Raw genomic sequence first — 19598 nt, 5'->3', positions numbered from 1 at the left:
GAGTTTTCGATGGCAGGTGCGTGCCGAGAGACCGAGCGCTGCGCGAGGGCCGCTCGATCTCTGCGAGGCTCGTAAATGTTCTGGGCCGAAGGCGTTCAAACCTTGAACTGCCCGACCAAGGTCGTCATCTCCCCCACCAGGCCCGACAGTGCCTTGCTCGCAGCGCTGGTCTGCTGAGCCCCGGCCGCCGAATGGTTGGACAGTTCACGGATGTTCAGCAGGTTGCGGTCCACTTCGCGCGCAACTTGCGCCTGCTCTTCGGCGGCGCTGGCGATGACCAGGTTGCGTTCGTTGATTTCGCCAATCGCACTGTAGATACCTTCCAGCACCTGCCCCGAGGCCAGGGTGACGTCCAGGGTCGACTGCGCACGGTGGGTGCTGGCCTGCATCGACGCCACTGCCGCTTCGGTGCCGGCCTGTACGCGGCCGATCATCTGCTCGATTTCCTGGGTCGACTGTTGCGTGCGGTAGGCCAGCGTACGCACTTCATCGGCCACCACGGCAAAGCCGCGGCCCGCCTCCCCGGCACGCGCCGCTTCGATGGCGGCGTTCAGCGCCAGCAGGTTGGTTTGCTCGGAGACCGAGCGGATCACTTCCAGCACCTTGCCGATATCGCGCACCTGCCCCACCAACTGCTCCAGGTGGGTACTGCTGGTCTGGATCTCGCGGGTCATGGCCTCGGTGCCGTCGATATTGTCGCTCACCTGGCGGCGGCTTTGCGTGGCTAGCTGGTTGGACTCGCTGGTGGTCTGCGAGGTGCTGATGGCATTGCGTGCAACCTCCTCCACGGCGGTGGTCATTTCGGTCACGGCAGTGGCTGCCTGTTCCAGCTCCAGCCCCTGTTGGCGCAAGTTGTTGGCGCTTTGCTCGGTTACCGCGTCCAGCGCAGTGGCGGCTTCGTCCAGTTGCCGGGCACAGCGCCCGATCTGGCCCAGGGTGTCGCGCTGGCTTTGCTGCATACGCTGCAACTCGTGGAACAGCTGGCCGATCTCGTTACTGCCTTGTGCCTGCACTGGCACGCTCAGGTCGCCCCCGGCAATACGCTGGAAGTGCTGGCCGGCCTCACGCAGGGGGTGCAGCACTCGCTGGGCGATGAAGCCCCAGCACAGGGCTGCCAGGGCCAAGGTCAGCGCCAGCAGGCCGAGGCTGAGCAACTGCGCACGGGCCAGGCGGCGATCGGACTCGAGCATGATCTGCTGGCCACGCTGGCCCAATTCGCCAACCAGTTGCTGACGTAGCGCCTGCAACCGGCCCATGGCGTTACCGGCGTCAACGTTGACCTTGAAATATTGCTCCAGCGAGCGCTGGCGGGTGGCCTCACGCTGCCCGGCCACCGCGGCGGCGTATTCGGCGAAGGTCGCCTGCAACTCGGTCGCCAAAGTGCGCAGGGCCGGCTCGCGGCTGTTTTCGACGAATTCGTCGACCAGCTTCTGGCTTTTTTCGTTCAACTCGAGCGACAGTGCCATGCGCTTGGCAGCACTGTCGTCGTGGCCGCCGAGTTGCTCGATGAAGCCCGACGACACGTTGGCGCTGGAACGAATGGCCATCAGCAAGGCATTGTTCAAGCGGTCCGACTGGTGCGCAGTCTGGTCCAGTTCGGTGATCTGCTGGTCACTGCCAACCGCCGCTCGCCAGGCACTGAGGGTGGAAAACAGCAGGGTCAGGCTGAACAGCGACAATACCCAGAACATTCCGGTGCGGATCTTCAAGTTGGCAAGCATGCGGGCAGTACTCCTGGTTGGCACCACTTCTGATCGATGATTCGACGGTGGGTGTGCTGCTATCGGAGCGGCGCGGTGCCGGCTTGAGGGGCTCAGGCATGCTTGTGGGCGGTAACCGAACAGATGTTGCCTGCATGCGGGGCCTCGCCAAGCAACCCGCGCGGTGCCTGGCAGCGCATGCGTTGGCGGGCTCGGCAGGGAAAGCCTGGGTTTGCCAGCCAAGCCGCGATGCGGTTAAAGTCGAGCCCTGGCGCTGGCTGCGCCTGCGGTCCGCGCAAAGGGGTTACCCGAGCCATGCGATAACCTGTTTCCATACCAGCTCCAGGCTTGTCGGCGGACCGAGCCTCAAAGGAGTTGGCATGCCCACCATCCATGCATCCCGCCACCATGGCCTGCTCGATCTTGCCGCTTTGCGCAAACGCGCCAAGCGTTTGCTCAACGCCCTGAAGCACCACCAGGCCGACGACGCCCGGGAACAGTTGCGTACCCTTGGCCTGCCTGGCCCCCATTATCGCCTTGCCGATACCCAATGGCTGGTGGCCCGCGAAGCCGGCTTCGCCAGCTGGCCCAAGCTCAAGGCGCATGCCGATGCCGTAGCGTTCGCCGCACGCCAGCCTGGCTTCGCTGCCGATGACGAAGCCGCCGTGCAGCATTGGCGCTGCGGTAACGATATTGCCCACAGCTTGCGGGTTGCGGGGTTTGCCGGCGCTTTCCAGATGTTCGACGACCCCATGGTGATGGGGCCGGTGCCGGCCCTGCCAGAAGATCGGTACTGGCCGGTGCGCGGCGCGTTCATACAGCAAGCGTTCAACCTCAGCGCCGAGGCTGTCGCCCCGCGCCAGGCTGCACAGCAAGCCGCATTGGCCGGTTTGAACGGCGACAGCCAGCTGGTGCTGTGGTGCGAAGCCGACGCTTACGACCAGTTGTTCCTGATCCGCGTGCTCGCCAGCCTGCCCTGTTTGCCGCGACGCCTGGAGCTGATCGAAATCGACCAGGTCCCTGGCGTAGAGCGCTTCATCGGTATCGGCCAACTGGCCCCGGATCTGCTGGCCTGGCTATGGCCACAACGTCGCGCGCTGGGTGAGGATGCACTGACCTTGGCGCGCCAGGCTTGGGCTGCCTACACCGCCGCTGAACCCCAAGTCTGGGCCGCCCTCGCTGGCCGCCAGCACCGGCCTTTGCCGCTGTTGGGCCGGGCACTGGCGCGCCAGCTGCAAGAGCTGCCTGGCGCCAGCGACGGCTTGAGCTTGACCGAACGCCTGCTGCTGCGCGTTCTGGCATCGCATGGGGAGCTGCCAGCCGGACGCGTGTTTACCCAACTGATGCAGCAGGATGAGCCGCTCCCTTACCTGGGCGACATGATGTTCCATGCCCTGCTGCAGCCGTTGCTCCATACACCCCACCCGCTGCTGCGCGAAGGCCCGGGCGACGCCTGGGCCCATCGGCCATTACGGCTGACCGCACTCGCCGAACAGGTGCTGGCCGGCCAGCGCCACTGGCTCGACCAGCACCCTGCTCAGCGTTGGGTAGGCGGGGTGTGCATCGACGCGGCTGACAAGCCTTGGGTGGTTAGCGAGCAAGGCGAGGTCTGGCGACGACAATAGCGAAGCGGCTTGGCTGCAAGGGTGGGCGGGAACCCTTATTCCGCCAGCACCTCTTCCAGCGCCTGCTCCAGCGTGCTGACGGTGCGCTCGATATGCTGCAGCTTTTCCAGCCCGAACAGGCCAATGCGGAAAGTCTGGAAATCTGCCGGCTCATCGCACTGCAGCGGCACCCCAGCGGCGATCTGCAGCCCGTGGTCGGCAAATTTGCTGCCGTTCTTGATGGCGGCATCATCGGTGTAGCTCACCACTACACCCGGGGCCTGGAAACCGCTGGCAGCCACGCTCTTGATGCCTTTGCCGGCCAACAGGGCGCGCACCCGCTTGCCGAGGGCCTGTTGCTCGGCCCGCAGTGCGTCGAAGCCGTAGGCGCGCATCTCGTTCATCACGCCGTTGAACCTTGCCAGTGCATCGCTAGGCATGGTCGCGTGGTAGGCATGCCCGCCCTGCTCATAAGCCTGCATGATCTGCAGCCACTTTTTCAGGTCGCAGGCAAAACTGCTGCTCTGTGTCTGCTCGATGCGTTGCAGGGCCAGGGCACTGAACATCACCAGGGCGCAGCATGGGGAAGCACTCCAGCCCTTCTGCGGCGCGCTGAGCAGCAGGTCGACGGCGCATGTGTGCATATCGACCCACACCGCGCCGGAGGCGATGCAGTCCAGCACGAACAAGCCGCCTACTGCATGCACGGCCTCACCCACCGCGCGCAGGTAATCGTCGGGCAGCATGATCCCGGATGACGTTTCGACATGCGGGGCAAAGACCACCTGCGGTTTGTGTGCCGCAATCGCCGCCAGCACTTCATCCAGCGGCGGTGGCGCATAGGCCGCCTGGCGCCCGGTTTCCACCGGCCTGGCTTTCAGCACCGTGGTAGCCGCCGGAATGTTGCCCATCTCGAGAATCTGGCTCCAGCGATAACTGAACCAGCCGTTGCGGATCACCAGGCACTGCTGGCCAGTGGCGAACTGCCGCGCCACCGCTTCCATGCCAAACGTGCCACTGCCCGGCACCACAGCCACACCCTGGGCGTTGTAGACCTGTTTCAAGGTGCCGGAGATGTTCTTCATCACGCCCTGAAATGCCTGTGACATATGGTTTAGGGAGCGGTCGGTGTACACCACCGAGTACTCGATCAAACCCTCGGGGTCGACACTGGGATAAAGCTTTGACATGGGCTGGCTCCTTTGGCAGGGACGTCATTGCCCTCGACCCTGCCTCAAGCCCCGGCAAATGACAAGGCGCGGCCGCGGCGGCAGATCACAAATCCGCTTGGACAACACATATGGAAATACGTATATTCGGATTTCCATATGTAAAGACACTGCCATGATTACCCCACCTGAAGTGTTCAAATGCCTGGCCGACGAAACCCGAGCCCGCGCCACCCTGCTGATCGCCAGCCTGGGTGAACTTTGCGTCTGCGAGTTGATGTGCGCGCTGAACGACAGCCAGCCGAAGATAAGCCGCCACCTGGCCCAGCTACGCAGCAGTGGCCTGTTGCTGGACCGACGCCAGGGGCAATGGGTGTATTACCGCCTCAACCCGGACCTGCCCACTTGGGTCAACGCGGTTCTGCAGGCGACGCTACAGGCCAACGAGCAATGGTTGGCACACAACACCCAACGCCTGCAGAACATGGATGGCCGCCCTGTCCGGGGCTCTGCCTGCTGCTGATCAACAACGAGAAAGAACCCTATGCTGGTCGCCATTGCAGTCTTCGTTTTCACCCTTACCCTGGTCATCTGGCAGCCCAAAGGGCTTGGCGTTGGCTGGAGCGCCGCGCTCGGCGCGGTCATCGCCCTTGCCACAGGTGCCGTTTCGCTGCACGACATCCCGGCGGTCTGGGGCATTGTCTGGAACGCCACGTTCACGTTCATCGCCGTCATCATCATCAGCCTGCTGCTCGACGAAGCTGGGTTTTTCGAATGGGCAGCCCTGCATGTGGCGCGCTGGGCCAATGGCAGCGGCTACCGCCTGTTCGCCTTCTGCATACTCCTCGGTGCTGCCGTGTCGGCATTGTTCGCCAACGACGGTGCGGCGCTGATCCTCACCCCCATCGTCATGTCGATGCTGCTGGCCCTGCGTTTCTCGCCGGCTGCGACGCTGGCTTTCGTCATGGCCGCCGGCTTTATCGCCGATACCGCCAGCCTACCGCTGGTTGTCTCCAACCTGGTGAACATCGTTTCGGCCGATTACTTCGGGTTGGGCTTCGCCGAGTACGCTTCGGTGATGGTGCCGGTGAACCTGGCCAGCGTCGCCGCGACGCTGCTGGTACTGTCGTTGTACTTTCGCCGTGACATACCGCAGCACTACACCGTTGCAGCCCTGAAAACGCCCGGCGAAGCGATCCACGACCGTGCCACCTTCACGGTCGGGGGTTGGGTGTTGCTGGCGTTGCTGGTGGGCCTGTTCGCCCTTGAGCCACTGGGTATCCCGATCAGTGCAGTGGCAGCCGTGTGTGCCGCCCTACTGTTCGCGGTCGCCGCGCGCGGGCAGCGCATTGCGACCCGCCGCGTGCTGCGCGAGGCCCCCTGGCAGGTGGTGATTTTCTCGCTCGGCATGTACTTGGTGGTCTACGGGCTGAAAAATGCCGGCCTGACCGACATGCTCACCCAACTGCTCGACCGCCTGGCGCAACAAGGGCTGTGGAGTGCCACCCTGGGCACTGGATTGATCGCAGCGTTGCTGTCTTCGGTCATGAACAACATGCCCAGCGTGCTGGTCGGCGCGTTGTCGATCCAGGCCAGCGAAGCGCAAGGCCTGGTGCGCGAGGCGATGATCTACGCCAATGTGATTGGCTGCGACCTGGGCCCGAAAATCACCCCTATCGGCAGCCTGGCAACACTGCTCTGGCTGCATGTGCTGGCGCGCAAAGGCGTGCGGATAACCTGGGGTTACTACTTCAAGGTCGGCATTTTGCTGACCCTGCCCGTGCTGTTGATCACCCTTTCGGCTTTGGCACTGCGCCTTAGCCTCTGATAGTCCGCCAACAAGCGGAGGAGCCCCCATGCGAGTTCTGTTCATGTGCACGGCCAACAGCTGCCGCAGCATCCTTTCCGAGGCCGTGTTCAATCACCTGGCGCCTGACGGCTTTGAAGCCGTCAGTGCCGGCAGTTTTCCCAAGGGCCAGGTGTTGCCTCGCAGCCTGACCATCCTGCAGCAGGCCGGGATTTCGACCCAGGGCCTGAGCAGCAAGGGTAACGAGGCATTCGAGGGGTGCCCGCCCGACATCGTGGTCACCGTGTGCGACAAGGCCGCCGGCGAAGCCTGCCCGGTGTACTTCGGCACGGCACTGAAGGCGCACTGGGGCCTGGAGGACCCGTCCGATGTAGAGGGCGATGCAGCGACCGTCGACGCGGCTTTCCACTCCACCCTGGCGCGGATAACAGCCCGTTGCGAAGCATTCTTCGCCCTGCCCTTCGACACGCTGCAACGCGATCAGCTCCAGCAAGCGCTGGCTCGCATCGGTACGCTTTAAGCATCACGGGCAGGAGGTCGCCGCTACAGGCCTGAACCCCTGCCACCAACCCTCATGCTTTCGCGGCCGGTCGCAAGCGGAAGCTGACACCCATGCGGTTGAACGCGTTCATCGCGGCAATGGCCGCGGTGAGCTCGACCAAATCTTTTTCTGTGAACGCGGCCGACGCGGCGGCGTAGGCCTCATCCGATACATGCGTCTCACTGACCCGGGTCACTTCCTCTGCCCAGGCCAGGGCCGAGCGCTCCTGCGCCGAGAACAGGTAGTGCGCTTCATGCCAGACCGGCACCAACAGCAGTTTATCCACCGACATGCCCGTCTTGAGCAGATCACGCGAATGCAGGTCAATACAGTGCGCACAACCGTTGAGTTGAGACACCCGCAGAAAAACCAGATGAATCAAGGGTGCCGGTAGATCGGTCTGCGTTGTCACGAACTGATGTAACCCAGTGAGGGCTTTGGCGGCCCCAGGCGAGGCGGTAAACCAGTTCAGACGACTCATGCGTGTTGCCCCTGCGGTAGCGGCTTGGAAGACGCGGCGAAGAACCCTTGCACTTCAGCCTGTGCAGCAGCCCTGGCCGCTTGCAGAAACTCCGCCCCTCTGGCGGTGCCCTCGAGGGTGAAGTAATTGACCTGCTTTAGGCCAATCGTGGCAAGTACGGCGGACAGGTATGGCCGGAGAAAGTCGGGTTGGCGGGCATTCGGCCCGCTGATGTAGCCCCCGGAGGCTACGGCCACATAAACCGGCCGATCCACCACCGTGCCCACCTTGCCTGCCGCGGTGCTCAGGAACGTGATGCCGACCCGTACCACGTGATCGATCCAGGCCTTGAGCGGTGCTGGCACGCTGTAGTTATGCATTGGCGTGGCAATCAGCAGCAGGTCGCAGGCCTGCAACTGGCCAATCAGTTCGTCGGAACGGTTCAATGTGCCGTCTTGCGCTACGGCTTCAGGCCCTCCCAGGTTGGCCAGGGCCTGGGCATACCCGGCGTCGACCGGCGCCAGGTCATTGAGGTCGAAATCGGTGACCTGGATACCGCGCCTGCCAGCCTGCACGGCCAAGCCGAGCAGAATGTGCTGGGACAGTTTGAAGCTTTCTGATGCCTGACCGTTCGGGCTGGCGATCAGGCGAAGAATGCGCAAAGGCGCCCTGGGCTGCTCTGACGACGTCATGAAGTTACCTCTATGAGAGACGTGCTGCCGCTCAAGGCGCAGCGAACTGTTTTTGGAAGCGCGTGGCACTGTTGTGCAGGCCTTCACGGGAATAGAAGTGTTGGGCGCGGGTATTGGCCAACCCGGTATCGAGCACAAGGCGCGCACACCCCGTGGCCTGGGCCAACCGCTGCAAGGCAGCCAGCAATCGTGCGCCCCACTGCTGGCCACGCTGCGTTTCGGCGGTGACCAGGTCGTCCACATACAGGAACCGCCCGTAGACCAGGTTTTCCTGAAGGCGGTAACCTGCCAGCGCCACGAGTTGGCCTGAGTCGAAGCCCCCGAGCAGCCGATAGCCTTCAGCGCGCATACGCTGGACGCGGCCGATGAAGTCGGCCTCGCCAGCCAGGTGCGGGCGCAGTTGCTGCATGACCGGGAACGCGAGATGCAGGTCATTCTCGCCGTCCAGATGGCGCAGGTCCGAATCAGCCAGGTCAGGCTCGCGCGGTACTGAGGGGGTCGGGGTGAACGTCATGGTGGCAAAGCTCGCTCGATGGGTGACGGGGCTATGATGAACCACGTTCAACCCATTTGAATGAGCCAAGAAAGGGTATATGAACTAGGCCATGATGACGTTTTCTTCTCCATCCTTCGCACCGCTCGATGAGCGCTCCGCCGCGCCGCTCTACCGGCAACTCTACAACCGTGTGCTCGCCGCGATAGCAGCAGGCACCTTGGCGCCGGGTGACCGCTTGCCGTCTGCGCGGGCCATGGCCAATGAGCTGGGGGTGGCACGTGGCACCGTCGAGCTTGCCTATTCGTTGCTCACCAGTGAGGGCTACCTGCTGGCGCTGAAGCAGAAAGGCACCGTGGTCAACCCTGCGCTGCGCCCGCCCGCAGCCGCGGCGACAGCGCAGCCCCCGGCCAGTGATGGTCCCGAGGACCCGGACGCCCTGCGGCGCCCGCCACAGCTTTTGCCATTTCAAATGGGTTTGCCGGCGATGGATGCCTTCCCGCGCAAGATCTGGGCGCGCCTGGGTGCTCGCTACCTGCGCGGGATGCAGCCGGGTGACCTGGACTACCCGCCGCCCCTTGGGCTGCCAGCACTGCGCAGCGCGATTGCCTCGTACCTGCAGATGTCACGGGGCATCGCTTGCACGGCCCAGCAGGTGTTCATCACCAGCGGTTGGCGCAGCAGCCTGTCGCTGGTAGCGCAGACGTTGTTGCGCAACGGCGAGCGCGCCTGGGTTGAAGACCCGGGTTATCCGGTCACGCGCCAGGTACTTCGCCAATTCGGGCTTGAACTGGAGGGGGTGGCAGTGGATGCCGAGGGCATGAATGTCGAGCAGGCTATCGCCAACGCCAGGGCGGCGCAGGTCGCCATGGTCACACCGGGCCATCAGAGCCCCCTGTCCATGGCCTTGTCGCTGCCGCGACGGCAACTGCTGCTGGACTGGGCCGCCAGCACCGGGGCCTGGATCGTGGAGGACGACTACGACAGCGAGTACCGCTATGTCAGCCGCCCGCTCCCGCCGCTTGCCAGCCTGGATCGCAATGGGCGGGTGCTGTATGCGGGCACCTTCAGCAAAGTGCTGTTCCCCGGTATCCGCCTGGCCTACCTGGTGGTGCCCCTGGCTCAGGTTGCAGCGTTCGAGCGGGTCGCCCACGCACTGTTTTCCGGCGGTTCACCCTCGATGACCCAGGCCTTGGTGGCGCAGTTCATTGCCGAGGGCCATTTCACCCGTCATATCCAACGCATGCGCCGGCTCTACAACGAACGCCGGGCCTTGACCCTCGGCGCACTGGAGCGGAGCTTGCCCAAAGGTTGGCATGTCGAGCGGTCCCCAGGCGGCATGCATTTGCTGCTGCGCCTGCCGCAGGGGGTAAGCGACACGTTCCTGGCGGAGCAATTGCTGGCCAAGGGGATCGCGGTACAGGCCCTGTCGCGCTGGCATCTGGCGCTTCCCCGCCGTTCAGGGCTGCTGCTGAGCTTCACCAATTGCGCCAGCGCTGCCCAGGCTGAGCAGCTCGGCGCATTGATCAGCGAGAAGCTCAGCCACTCGCCGCGGCCCCTCGCACCGGCTGCAAATCTTCTGGCAAACAACCGTGAGCCCTGATGCGTTCTGTAGGCAGGGCTAGCTCGCCAACGAAGACGCTCAGGCGGAAGATCACTTACAGCCCGAGCTCGCTCAGCCCAGGGTGGTCATCCGGACGGCGGCCCAACGGCCAGTGGAACTTGCGCTCGCTTTCCTTGATAGGCATATCGTTAACGCAGGCGAAGCGACGGTGCATCAGGCCATCCGCTTCGAATTCCCAGTTCTCATTACCGTAGGAGCGAAACCAGTTACCGGAATCATCATGCCACTCGTAAGCGTAACGCACGGCGATGCGGTTATCGGTAAACGCCCAGAGCTCTTTGATCAGACGGTAATCCAGCTCTTTTTTCCACTTGCGGGTCAGGAAACCTTTCGCTTCTTCGCGGTTGGTGGCGAACTCAACGCGGTTACGCCATTGGGTATCCAGCGTATAGGCGTGCGAGACTTTTTCCGCGTCGCGGCTGTTCCAGCCATCTTCAGCAAGTCGAACTTTCTCGATGGCTGTTTCACGGGTAAAAGGTGGAAGTGGCGGGCGAGTTTGGGCGTTGGACATGGTAATGACTCCAGTCAAGTTGGGCAGCAAAGTGTGATTACAACTTCAGGCATTCAAACGTCAGGGCGCAAACTCTTTCAGCAAAAGTTGCGCAACTTCCTTGGCATCATCAGCAGCGTGATAATCCCCCATGACACGCGCCATGGTGATCGCGCCTTCGATCAGGACAAACAACTGCCGGGCCAAGACCGGCGGGTGCCGAACATTCAATTGCTCAGCCAGTTCAAGCGTGTAGTCCAAGAGTTTCTGCTTGTGCAACTTGGCGATCTGGCGAATGGGATCTTCAGGGTCCCCGACCTCGCCTGCCGTGTTGATGAATGCACAACCGCGAAAACCATCCGACTCGAACCAGCCTTTCAACACAGTGAACATGTTCAGTATGCGAGCGTATGGCGTGGCTGCTTTATCGCATTCAGTCCTGAACCACTGCATCCAGCGTACGTCGCGGGCCCCCAAGGCCGCAGCGGCAATATCATCTTTGGTAGCGAAGTGGTTGTAGATGCCCTTTCTCGACACGCCTGAAGTTTTCACCAGTAAATCCATACCCGTGGCATGAATCCCGTTTTCGTAGATGAGTTTCTCGGCGGTGGCCAGGATCTGGTCTCTGTGATCTATCGTTGGTCTGCTCATGGGACGAATGTAGAACGATCGTTCTCTCCGGTCAAGCACCTTTCGGTGATTTATGTTTTCAGGGCTGCGGTGGCAGTGACGCAACGCTCCGGGCAATCCACCCCGCGATTGCAGACATCAGTAATTAGCCTGTCAGGGCGATATCCAACAGCCAGCCCAGGCCGCCGCTGCAGAGTACAACCAGCCACGGCGGCAATTTCCAGAACATCAAGGCAACCAGCGCCAGAAGGGCCAGGCCAGCGTCATGTGGGGCGCGAATCGCACTCGTCCATACGGGCTGATACAAGGCGGCAAGCAATAACCCCACCACTGCCGCATTGATGCCCAGCAGTGCCGCTTGGGTGCGGCTGTTGCGCAGCAGCCGCTGCCAGAACGGCAAAACACCCACAACCAGCAGGAACGCAGGCGCGAAAATCGCCACCAGGCAGATCAGGCCCCCCAGCCAGCCGCTGGGCGCCTGGTTCATTGAGGCGCCGAGGTAGGCTGCGAAGGTGAAAAGCGGCCCTGGGACGGCTTGAGCCGCGCCATAGCCAGCCAGGAATGCGTCTTTGTCGACCCACCCAGATGGCACGACTTGCGCCTCCAATAGCGGCAGCACCACATGCCCGCCACCGAAGACCAGCGAGCCGGAACGGTAGAACGCGTCCAGCATCGACAGCGTCTGGCCGGGGAATAACGTTGCCAGCAGCGGCAGCCCCAGCAGCAAGGTCAAGAACAAGGCCAGCCAACATAAGCCTGCGCAACGGCGAATGCTGATGGGCAGTGAATCATGGCATGCCCCCGGCTGGGGCTTGAACAGCAATAGACCGATGAGTGCGGCAACGCCAATGACGCCCACTTGCCCTAAGGCCGAAGGCAGCAGCAGCACGAAACAGGTCGCTGCCGCCATGATGGCCATGCGCGGTGCATCGGTGCACGCATTACGCGCCATACCCCATACCGCCTGTGCGACTACCGCCACCGCCACCACCTTCAAACCGTGCAACACGCCAGTGGGCACCGCATCGCCATAGCAGGCCAGGCCCTGAGCGAAGAGGATCAAGGCAATCGCCGATGGTAGGGTGAAGCCCAGCCAGGCAACCAGTGCACCGCCATAGCCCAAGCGGCTCAGCCCAAGCGCGATGCCGACCTGACTGCTTGCAGGCCCGGGCAGAAACTGGCAAAGGGCGACCAAATCCGCATAACTGCGCGCGCTTAGCCACTGTCGACGCACAACGAATTCATCCCGGAAATAAGCCAAGTGTGCGATGGGGCCGCCAAACGAAGTCAGGCCCAATCGCAAAAAAATCAGGAAAACTGCCCAGTAACTACGGCCGGCCTGGGGGGTATCGCTCATATTCGTTTGATCCGTGACTGGCGATTGCGCCAAACGATAATCCAAAATCCGAACGCCACAGCATGAACCTGGCATTGCCACCTGCTGAAGCAGATGCCACTGAACCTTACGGGTCACCGCCCGGCCGGGCAACGGGGATGGCGCCGGGCCCTAGACCTCTCAACCGCGCAACGCCCGCGCCAACACTTCCCAGATTCTGTCATCTGCACATTGGGCCACGTTGAAACGCAGGAAATCACCGGCAGTACCGGCTTGGCTGAATGCATTGCCAGGGGCCAGCACCACGCCTTCGCTCAAGCAGGCCTTGGCCAGCGTGGCGGCATCTTTACCGTGGGGCAACTGGCACCACACGTACATGCCTGCCTGGGGCGTTATCCAAGGCTCGGTGCCCAGGGCGCGCAGCCTGGCGACCGTTGTGGTCATTGCCTGGGCCAGGCGCTGGCGAACACCCTCCATGTGTTTGCGGTAGCCACTGTCGGTAATGGCCTGGTAAATGATGTCTGCACCAAGGCGGCCACCGCCGAAGGTGGTGGCAATCTTCAGATCGACCAAGCTCTCGATCCATTCACCACGCGCAGCAATGTAGCCGCAGCGAATGGAGGCGGAGATGGTCTTGGAAAAGCTGCCGATCTGGATGACCCGCGAAAGCCCGTCGAAGGCCGCCAGGCGAGGCGCCGGTGTGGCCTCGAAATCCGCGAAAATCTCGTCCTCCACGATCACCAGGCTGGAGCTGTCGGCCAACTTCAGCAGCCGGTGTGCCGTGACCGGCGACAGGCTGGCGCCGGTCGGGTTGTGAATGCCGGCATTGGTGATGTACAACCGTGGCGCATGCTCACGCAAGGCAGCACCGAACGCCTCGATGTCCGGGCCTGCCGGCGTGTAGGGCACACTGACGATGTTCACCCTGTGCGCCTTGAGCAGGGCGTGGAAATTGAAATAGCACGGGTCGTCGACCAGCACCGTGTCACCAGACTGCAGCAGAAAGCGGCAAATCAGGTCAATGGCATGGGTGCCGGACTCGGTGAGCATGATGTGGTCTGCCGGGGCTTCGATCCCGGTCCCCGCCAAACGCCGCGACAAGAACTGCCTGAGCGGCGGATGCCCAAGCGGTGAGGCGTAGTCGGTCAGCTTCACGGTGTCGGAACGCGCCAGGGTGCGCAACGCTTTGCGCATGCCCGCCTCGTACATCCAGGCGGCAGGCAGCCAGCCACACCCCGGTTTCATCGCGTCGCTGGCAGTTTCCAAGGACTGGCGCGAGATCCATAACGGGTCCACTTCCCGGTCGAGCCTGGGCGCCAGTTCGGTCAGCACCAATGGCGCGACCGGCCCGGCGACGTAAAAGCCGGAGCCCGGGCGAGAATTGAGCAGCCCCTCGGCCATCAACCGTTCATAGGCTTCCAGCACGGTAGACACCGACACCTGCAGGGCCCGCGCCATGGCCCGCACCGAGGGGATTCTGGCACCAGGGGTATAGGTTCGCGAGGCTATCCGCGATTTTATTTCGCCCATCACCGCATCAATCCGCGTTCCGTTCCGGCTCATCACACCCTCGACTGTACTGGTTTCATAGGCATAACAGTTCGGTTCAACTGTACTGGATTGTACATGGCCTTCCTCGTGTTGTCGGTGCTGTACTGGGGCCTGGATGAACGAAGGGTATGGCCATGGAAAAAACAACAAGCGGGTGGATCAACGGGTTTATCGGCGTCGCCATCTTTGCTGGCTCGTTACCGGCAACGCGGGTGGCTGTGGCAGCTTTCGAGCCCACCTTCCTGACCTGCGCCAGGGCGTCCATCGCCGGCCTGCTGGGTGCGCTTGTACTGATCTTGCTGAGGCAGCCTCGCCCGCAACGCGCTGACTTGCTGCCGTTGGCCGTGACCGCACTGGGCGTGGTGATCGGGTTTCCGCTACTGACGGCATTGGCCCTGCAGCACATCAGTTCTGCCCACTCCATCGTGTTCGTGGGGCTTTTACCCCTGTGCACCGCCGGGTTTGCCGTACTGCGTGGCGGGGAGCGGCCGCGGCCGTTGTTCTGGCTGTTCTCGTTTGCAGGTGCCGGGCTGGTCGCAGGCTACGCATTGCTCAATGGCGCCGAAGCGTCGGCAAGCGGTGACCTGCTGATGTTGGCGGCGGTGCTGGTTTGCGGGTTGGGTTATGCCGAGGGCGCGCGCCTTTCCAGAAGGCTGGGGGGCTGGCAGGTGATCAGCTGGGCCTTGATCGTGGCGCTGCCGCTGATGCTGCTGCTGACCATCGCCAACCTGCCAACCGCGGATGTGTTGGCCAGGGCAGGCGCCCCTGCATGGTTCAGCTTTGGCTACGTGTCCCTGTTCAGCATGCTGATCGGCTTCGTGTTCTGGTACCGGGGGCTGGTGCAGGGTGGCATTGCGGCCGTGGGCCAACTGCAACTGCTGCAACCCTTCATGGGGCTTGGCCTGGCAGCCTTGTTGCTGCACGAACACGTCAGCTGGATGATGCTGGTGGTCACGCTGGGGGCGGTGATGTGTGTGGCCGGGGCAAGGAAGTACGCCCACTAGCCGAACCGGCTCAGCGAGGGCCGGCCTGGTCCTTGAGCCATTGCAGCACGGTACCAAGCGCCTTGGGTTGCTGCAGCTTGCGTGGCCATACCAGGTAGAACGACTTGTCGAGCCGCAATTCATGGTCGAACACCTGGCTCAGCCTGCCAGCGGCGATGTCCTCGTTGACAAAGGCCAGGCTGGCCAAGGCAATGCCCTGCCCGCTGAGGGCGGCGTCGATAGCCAGCGAGGTCTGGTTGAAGCGCAGATTCCGGGCGCTGGGTTGACCGTGCTGGGGGAACAACTCGGCCAGGAACCTGGGCCAGAAATCGTGGGCGTCGTGCAGCATGACGAACGCTTGCAATTGCGCGAAGCTAGTGGGCGCGTGGGCCCCCTTGAACAGGGCCGGGCTGGCTACCGCGACAATCCGCTGCTCCATCAAACGTTCACTGTTCAGCCCCGCGCCGACGTCCGGGTTGCCGTAGCGCACGGCAACATCCACGCTGTCAGTGCCGAAGTGCGACAACCGATCGGTCGCCAACACCCGCAAATCGATGTCGGGGTGGCGCTGGGCAAACGCGCCGAGCCGGGGTATCAGCCATTTCGAGGCAAAGGTCGGGGTCACGCTGACCGTCAAGTGGGCAGCCTGTGGCCGGAGCAGGCGCGTCGCCTCATCGATCATGGCCAGGGCGTTGCGGATGCTGGCGCTGTAGCCCAAGCCCGCATCGGTCAGCGCCAGGCCGCGGGGCAGGCGCTCGAACAGGCGCAGGCCAAGGCTCGCTTCCAGCCCGCGTACCTGTTGCGCAACAGCGGCCTGGGTCACGCCCAGCTCCTCGGCCGCCAGCCGGAAGTTCAGGTGGCGGGCGACCACTTCAAAAACACGTAGCGCGTTAAGCGAGGGCAACGCTGGGAAACCGTCTGGCATGGCTGTGGCAAGGCTACCGGGTCGAGGGGCGTGATGCCTTCTGACACTGCCTCCAGGTCGAAAACCTGGACGCTGTGAAGGCGCATGGGGCCGATGCTACTCCCCGTGCCCCCGTGAAGATACCCTGGCTCAGGCGCCGAGTGCGGCCAGCACCTCTTGCAGCTTGCCCCGGGTCGCCGCCGTGCACGCCTGCATAGGGGCGCGCACCTCATCGCCAATCAGGTTCTGCAGCATCAATGCCGCCTTGACCACAGCCGGGTTGGGCTCGGCAAAGGCCATTTTCAGCCATGGCAGCAGTTGGTAGAAAGTGCCGCGCGCCGCCGCCCAGTCACCTGCGTCCACCTGGCGCAGCATGCGCACGTAAAGGTCCGCACGCACATGCGCCGAAGCCGAAATGGCCCCCGCGCCCCCCAGGCACAGGTTGTTGAAGATCTGCAGGTCTTCACCGGCCAGCACCTGGGCGTTACCGTCCTGGATCAGCGCCAGGGTGGTTTCCAGGTCGCCACTGCAGTCCTTGACCGCAGCAATGCGCGGGTGGCGCACGATACGCAGCAGGGTATCCTGCTCGATGCGTACGCCGGTACGGTAAGGTATGTCGTAGACGATCACCGGCACGCGGGCTGCATCGGCGACGGTGCGGAAGAAGGCTTCGATACCCGCTTGCGAAGGGCGGATATAGCACGGTGCGGGAACCAGCAGCCCGCCCAGCGGCCGCTGCTGGACCTGCGCCTGGAAGGCCAGCAGTTCATCCAGGTTGTAACCCGACAACCCCATCACCACCCTGCCCGGCTCCACCCAGCCCAGCACGGCATCCAGCACCGCCAGTTGCTCGGCCTTGGACAGCGCCGCAGCCTCGCCCGTAGTACCGCACACCACAAAACCGGCCACGCCCTCTTCGAGCAAATGCTTCACCAGCTTTTCCAGCCCGGCGAAGTCGATTTCATTCGCGCGCATGGGCGTGACGAGGGCGATCCAGATACCACGGAAATTCGACATGCAAAAACTCCTGATGTTGACCGAAAGTCAGCGTCAGCAGGGCGAAGAGTGGAGGAAGTCGGGCGGGGTTGCCTGGCGCCTTCTGTCTCGTCAGCCCACCTGACGAGACAGCGCGCCTCGGTCAGATGAGCGGCTGTTTCTTGGATTTCTTGGCAACGGCAACGCACGCACCAGCCTGGGCATTGAAGCCCGAAGCGAAGATGGCGTGGTTTGTCATGGACATGCTGGCAAGCCCGTTGCGTGGAGATGGCTGGATAATGGTAGGGGAAGCAGACACCTGTCAAGCCCGCCGGCTTGATCGAATGTGCGCCGCAGGTGTCTATTGGCAGGCGGATTGCGCCCAGTGCTGTATGGTTACCGGTTACGCCAAAGCAGATGCCCGGAGACAAGCATGCTTCGTATTTTTGAGCGCAGGCTCGACCCCTTCCCGCCCGACGAGGTGCCGCCGCCGCCCATGGGGCTGTTGCGCTTCATGTGGGCCTGTACGCGCGGCGCCCGTGGTTACATCCTGGTGCTGGCATTGCTCAGTGCCGGGGTATCGGTCTATGAGGCCTGGCTGTTCGCCTTCCTTGGCCAGGTAGTGGACCTGCTGGCCGCCTGGCAGGCGGGCAGCACCGTCAGCCCCGAGGAAAGCCGCGTGCTGTGGGGCATCGGTATCGTGCTGGTGGTCAGCGTCGGGCTGGTGGCCTTGCGCACCATGGTGCAGCACCAGGTGCTGGCAATCAATTTGCCGCTACGGTTGCGCTGGGACTTCCATCGGCTGATGCTGCGCCAGAGCTTGTCGTTCTTCTCCGACGAATTTTCTGGCCGGGTCACCACCAAGGTGATGCAGACAGCACTGGCAGTACGCGACGTGTTGTTCACCCTTATCGAGATCCTGCCCGGGATCGGCGTGTACTTCATCGCGATCATCGCCCTGGCCGGTGGTTTTGCCCTGAAACTGATGCTGCCCTTCATTGCCTGGGTGCTGTTGTTCGGCCTGGCCATGCTGTATTTCGTCCCCCGCCTGGGCAAGGTCGGGCAGGAACAGGCCAACGCCCGCTCGTCGATGACCGGGCGGGTTTCCGACGCCTACACCAACATCACCACGGTGAAACTGTTCTCACATTCAAACCGTGAAGCGCATTTCGCGCGTGCCGCCATGGAGGATTTCAAGCAGACCGGCTTTCGCCAGATGCGCCTGGTCAGCCTGTTCGAAATCGTCAACCAGGCGCTGGTCGTAGCCTTGATCATGGGCGCCGGCGGTTATGCACTGTGGCTGTGGCACCAGGGCCAGGTCGGCGCCGGTGCGGTAGCCGCGATCACTGCCATGGCCCTGCGGATCAACGGCATGTCGCACTGGATCATGTGGGAGATCACTTCGCTGTTCGAGAACATCGGTACCGTACAGGACGGCATGGGCACCCTGACCCGCGGCCCCAAGGTGCAGGATGCAGCGGATGCGACCACGCTGGTGAGCAAAGGTGGCGCGGTCAGTTTTGACCAGGTCAGTTTCAACTACAACGGCGAGCGCCAGGTGCTCAACGACTTGACCCTGCACATACGCCCCGGCGAGAAAGTCGGCCTGGTGGGGCGCTCGGGTGCCGGCAAGTCCACCTTGATCAACCTGTTGCTGCGCTTCTATGACGTGGACCAAGGTGAAATCCGCATCGACGGGCAGAACATTGCCAAGGTCACCCAGGACAGCCTGCGCAGTGCCATCGGCATGGTCACCCAGGACACCTCACTGCTGCACCGCTCGATTCGCGACAACATTGCCTATGGCCGCCCGGATGCGACCGACGCGCAGATCCGCGCCGCCGCAGCCAATGCCCAGGCCGACGGGTTCATCGACCAGCTCAGCGACCGCCAGGGCAACAGTGGTTACGACACGTTGGTGGGCGAGCGCGGCATCAAGCTGTCTGGTGGTCAGCGCCAGCGCATTGCCATTGCCCGGGTGATGTTGAAGAACGCCCCCATCCTGCTGCTGGACGAAGCCACCAGTGCGCTGGACTCGGAAGTGGAAGTGGCGATTCAGGAGAGCCTGGATGAAATGATGCAGGGCAAGACGGTCATCGCCATTGCCCACCGCTTGTCGACGATCGCGGCCATGGACCGGCTGATCGTGATGGACGAGGGGCGCATCATCGAGCAAGGCACTCACGCCGAACTGCTGGCCAAACAAGGGACTTACGCGCGGCTGTGGCAGCACCAGAGTGGCGGCTTCCTGGGCGAAGACCAAGCTATGGCCGACGCCCTGTAGAACCGGCGGCCTGCGGTGCTGGGCTCAACCCAGCACCGGCCGCAACAATGCTTGGGCCTCGTACAATGCCGGTAGATAGCGCAAGCGGATTTCATCCATGCTCAAGCGTGAGGCATGGGTGGTAATGGTCAGCGTCGCCTGCAACTGGCCGGCGCGATCCAGCAACGGCACACCCAGCACGCGCATGCCGATTTCATATTCCTGGTCGACAATGCAGAACCCTTGTGCCTTCACCCGCTGCAGCTCGGCCTGCAGCAGCACAGGGTCAGTCTGCGTATACGGCGTCAACGCCTGCAACGCGTTGCGCGCAAAGTATTCAGCCTGCGCGCCCTCCCCCAGCCAGGCCAGCCACACC

Annotated in this window: 19 protein-coding genes; 7 read left to right on the top strand and 12 right to left on the bottom strand. The window is 63.1% G+C overall.

Translation table 11 applies throughout. The features are described from left to right. Positions 1-95 precede the first annotated feature (95 nt). Positions 96-1721, bottom strand: a complete 1626-nt coding sequence (locus tag DMX12_RS14810; RefSeq protein WP_110678319.1) for a methyl-accepting chemotaxis protein — start codon at positions 1719-1721, stop codon at positions 96-98. A 359-nt stretch (positions 1722-2080) separates the two neighbouring features. Here DMX12_RS14810 and DMX12_RS14805 point away from each other — a divergent pair, with 359 nt between their 5' ends. Continuing rightward, complete coding sequence (locus tag DMX12_RS14805) at positions 2081-3325, top strand: DUF1835 domain-containing protein (RefSeq protein WP_110678318.1); 1245 nt, start codon at positions 2081-2083, stop codon at positions 3323-3325. 35 nt (positions 3326-3360) lie between these two features. On the opposite strand, the gene DMX12_RS14800 is transcribed toward DMX12_RS14805, so the two are convergent. Continuing rightward, the gene (locus tag DMX12_RS14800; RefSeq protein WP_110678316.1) at positions 3361-4494 is read right to left on the bottom strand and encodes an aminotransferase class V-fold PLP-dependent enzyme; all 1134 of its coding nucleotides are present in this window, start codon (positions 4492-4494) and stop codon (positions 3361-3363) included. Between the two features lie 154 nt (positions 4495-4648). Between DMX12_RS14800 and DMX12_RS14795 the strand changes: the two genes are divergently transcribed. From DMX12_RS14795 to DMX12_RS14785, 3 genes are read left to right on the top strand one after another with little or no spacing between them, the layout of a single operon-like run. Beyond that, on the top strand, positions 4649-4996 hold the full coding sequence (locus tag DMX12_RS14795; protein WP_029885761.1) for a metalloregulator ArsR/SmtB family transcription factor: 348 nt from the start codon (positions 4649-4651) through the stop codon (positions 4994-4996). A gap of 21 nt (positions 4997-5017) precedes the next feature. Further along, the gene (locus DMX12_RS14790; RefSeq protein ID WP_110678314.1) at positions 5018-6301 is read left to right on the top strand and encodes an arsenic transporter; all 1284 of its coding nucleotides are present in this window, start codon (positions 5018-5020) and stop codon (positions 6299-6301) included. Between the two features lie 28 nt (positions 6302-6329). Further along, the gene (locus tag DMX12_RS14785; RefSeq protein ID WP_110678312.1) at positions 6330-6800 is read left to right on the top strand and encodes an arsenate reductase ArsC; all 471 of its coding nucleotides are present in this window, start codon (positions 6330-6332) and stop codon (positions 6798-6800) included. Between the two features lie 52 nt (positions 6801-6852). On the opposite strand, the gene DMX12_RS14780 is transcribed toward DMX12_RS14785, so the two are convergent. From DMX12_RS14780 to DMX12_RS14770, 3 genes are read right to left on the bottom strand one after another with little or no spacing between them, the layout of a single operon-like run. Next, on the bottom strand, positions 6853-7302 hold the full coding sequence (locus DMX12_RS14780) for a carboxymuconolactone decarboxylase family protein (protein ID WP_110678311.1): 450 nt from the start codon (positions 7300-7302) through the stop codon (positions 6853-6855). Next, a complete protein-coding gene (locus tag DMX12_RS14775; protein ID WP_110678309.1) occupies positions 7299-7973 on the bottom strand; it encodes an FMN-dependent NADH-azoreductase in 675 nt (224 codons plus the stop codon). The genes DMX12_RS14780 and DMX12_RS14775 overlap by 4 nt, the downstream gene beginning before the upstream one ends. Before the next feature lie 31 nt (positions 7974-8004). Continuing rightward, a complete protein-coding gene (locus DMX12_RS14770) occupies positions 8005-8487 on the bottom strand; it encodes a GNAT family N-acetyltransferase (RefSeq protein ID WP_110678307.1) in 483 nt (160 codons plus the stop codon). Positions 8488-8578: 91 nt separating this feature from the next. Between DMX12_RS14770 and DMX12_RS14765 the strand changes: the two genes are divergently transcribed. Continuing rightward, positions 8579-10069: a PLP-dependent aminotransferase family protein gene (locus DMX12_RS14765; RefSeq protein WP_110678305.1), complete on the top strand. Its 1491-nt coding sequence runs from the start codon at positions 8579-8581 to the stop codon at positions 10067-10069. Between the two features lie 55 nt (positions 10070-10124). Here the strand turns inward: DMX12_RS14765 and DMX12_RS14760 are convergent, their stop codons facing one another. From DMX12_RS14760 to DMX12_RS14745, 4 genes are all read right to left on the bottom strand, one after another. After that, complete coding sequence (locus DMX12_RS14760; RefSeq protein WP_110678303.1) at positions 10125-10601, bottom strand: nuclear transport factor 2 family protein; 477 nt, start codon at positions 10599-10601, stop codon at positions 10125-10127. Positions 10602-10661: 60 nt separating this feature from the next. Further along, positions 10662-11231 (bottom strand): TetR/AcrR family transcriptional regulator, encoded by a 570-nt coding sequence (locus tag DMX12_RS14755; RefSeq protein WP_110678301.1) that lies wholly within the window; start codon positions 11229-11231, stop codon positions 10662-10664. Between the two features lie 124 nt (positions 11232-11355). Next, on the bottom strand, positions 11356-12567 hold the full coding sequence (chrA, locus tag DMX12_RS14750; RefSeq protein WP_110678299.1) for a chromate efflux transporter: 1212 nt from the start codon (positions 12565-12567) through the stop codon (positions 11356-11358). A gap of 159 nt (positions 12568-12726) precedes the next feature. Then, positions 12727-14109: a PLP-dependent aminotransferase family protein gene (locus DMX12_RS14745; RefSeq protein WP_110678297.1), complete on the bottom strand. Its 1383-nt coding sequence runs from the start codon at positions 14107-14109 to the stop codon at positions 12727-12729. Between the two features lie 122 nt (positions 14110-14231). Here DMX12_RS14745 and DMX12_RS14740 point away from each other — a divergent pair, with 122 nt between their 5' ends. Beyond that, positions 14232-15101 carry a DMT family transporter gene (locus DMX12_RS14740; RefSeq protein WP_054904037.1) on the top strand — a complete coding sequence of 290 codons (870 nt, stop codon included), beginning with the start codon at positions 14232-14234 and terminating at the stop codon, positions 15099-15101. A gap of 10 nt (positions 15102-15111) precedes the next feature. Here DMX12_RS14740 and DMX12_RS14735 read toward each other — a convergent pair whose 3' ends face one another. Beyond that, positions 15112-16005, bottom strand: a complete 894-nt coding sequence (locus DMX12_RS14735; protein WP_110678295.1) for a LysR substrate-binding domain-containing protein — start codon at positions 16003-16005, stop codon at positions 15112-15114. A 129-nt stretch (positions 16006-16134) separates the two neighbouring features. Continuing rightward, positions 16135-17001, bottom strand: coding sequence for a 4-hydroxy-tetrahydrodipicolinate synthase (dapA, locus tag DMX12_RS14730; RefSeq protein WP_110678293.1), 867 nt, complete (start codon positions 16999-17001; stop codon positions 16135-16137). 391 nt (positions 17002-17392) lie between these two features. Between dapA and DMX12_RS14725 the strand changes: the two genes are divergently transcribed. Further along, positions 17393-19243 (top strand): ABC transporter ATP-binding protein, encoded by a 1851-nt coding sequence (locus DMX12_RS14725; RefSeq protein ID WP_110678291.1) that lies wholly within the window; start codon positions 17393-17395, stop codon positions 19241-19243. Between the two features lie 24 nt (positions 19244-19267). Here the strand turns inward: DMX12_RS14725 and DMX12_RS14720 are convergent. Further along, the coding region (locus tag DMX12_RS14720) for an IclR family transcriptional regulator C-terminal domain-containing protein (RefSeq protein ID WP_305889561.1) at positions 19268-19598 on the bottom strand (331 nt) is incomplete at its 5' end.

Origin of the sequence: Pseudomonas sp. MB-090624, assembly GCF_003205245.1 — a bacterium.
In the GTDB taxonomy this organism is placed as follows: domain Bacteria; phylum Pseudomonadota; class Gammaproteobacteria; order Pseudomonadales; family Pseudomonadaceae; genus Aquipseudomonas; species Aquipseudomonas juntendi.
The sequence above is the reverse complement of the archived record's forward strand: the minus strand, read 5'-3'. Positions and strand labels throughout refer to the sequence as shown.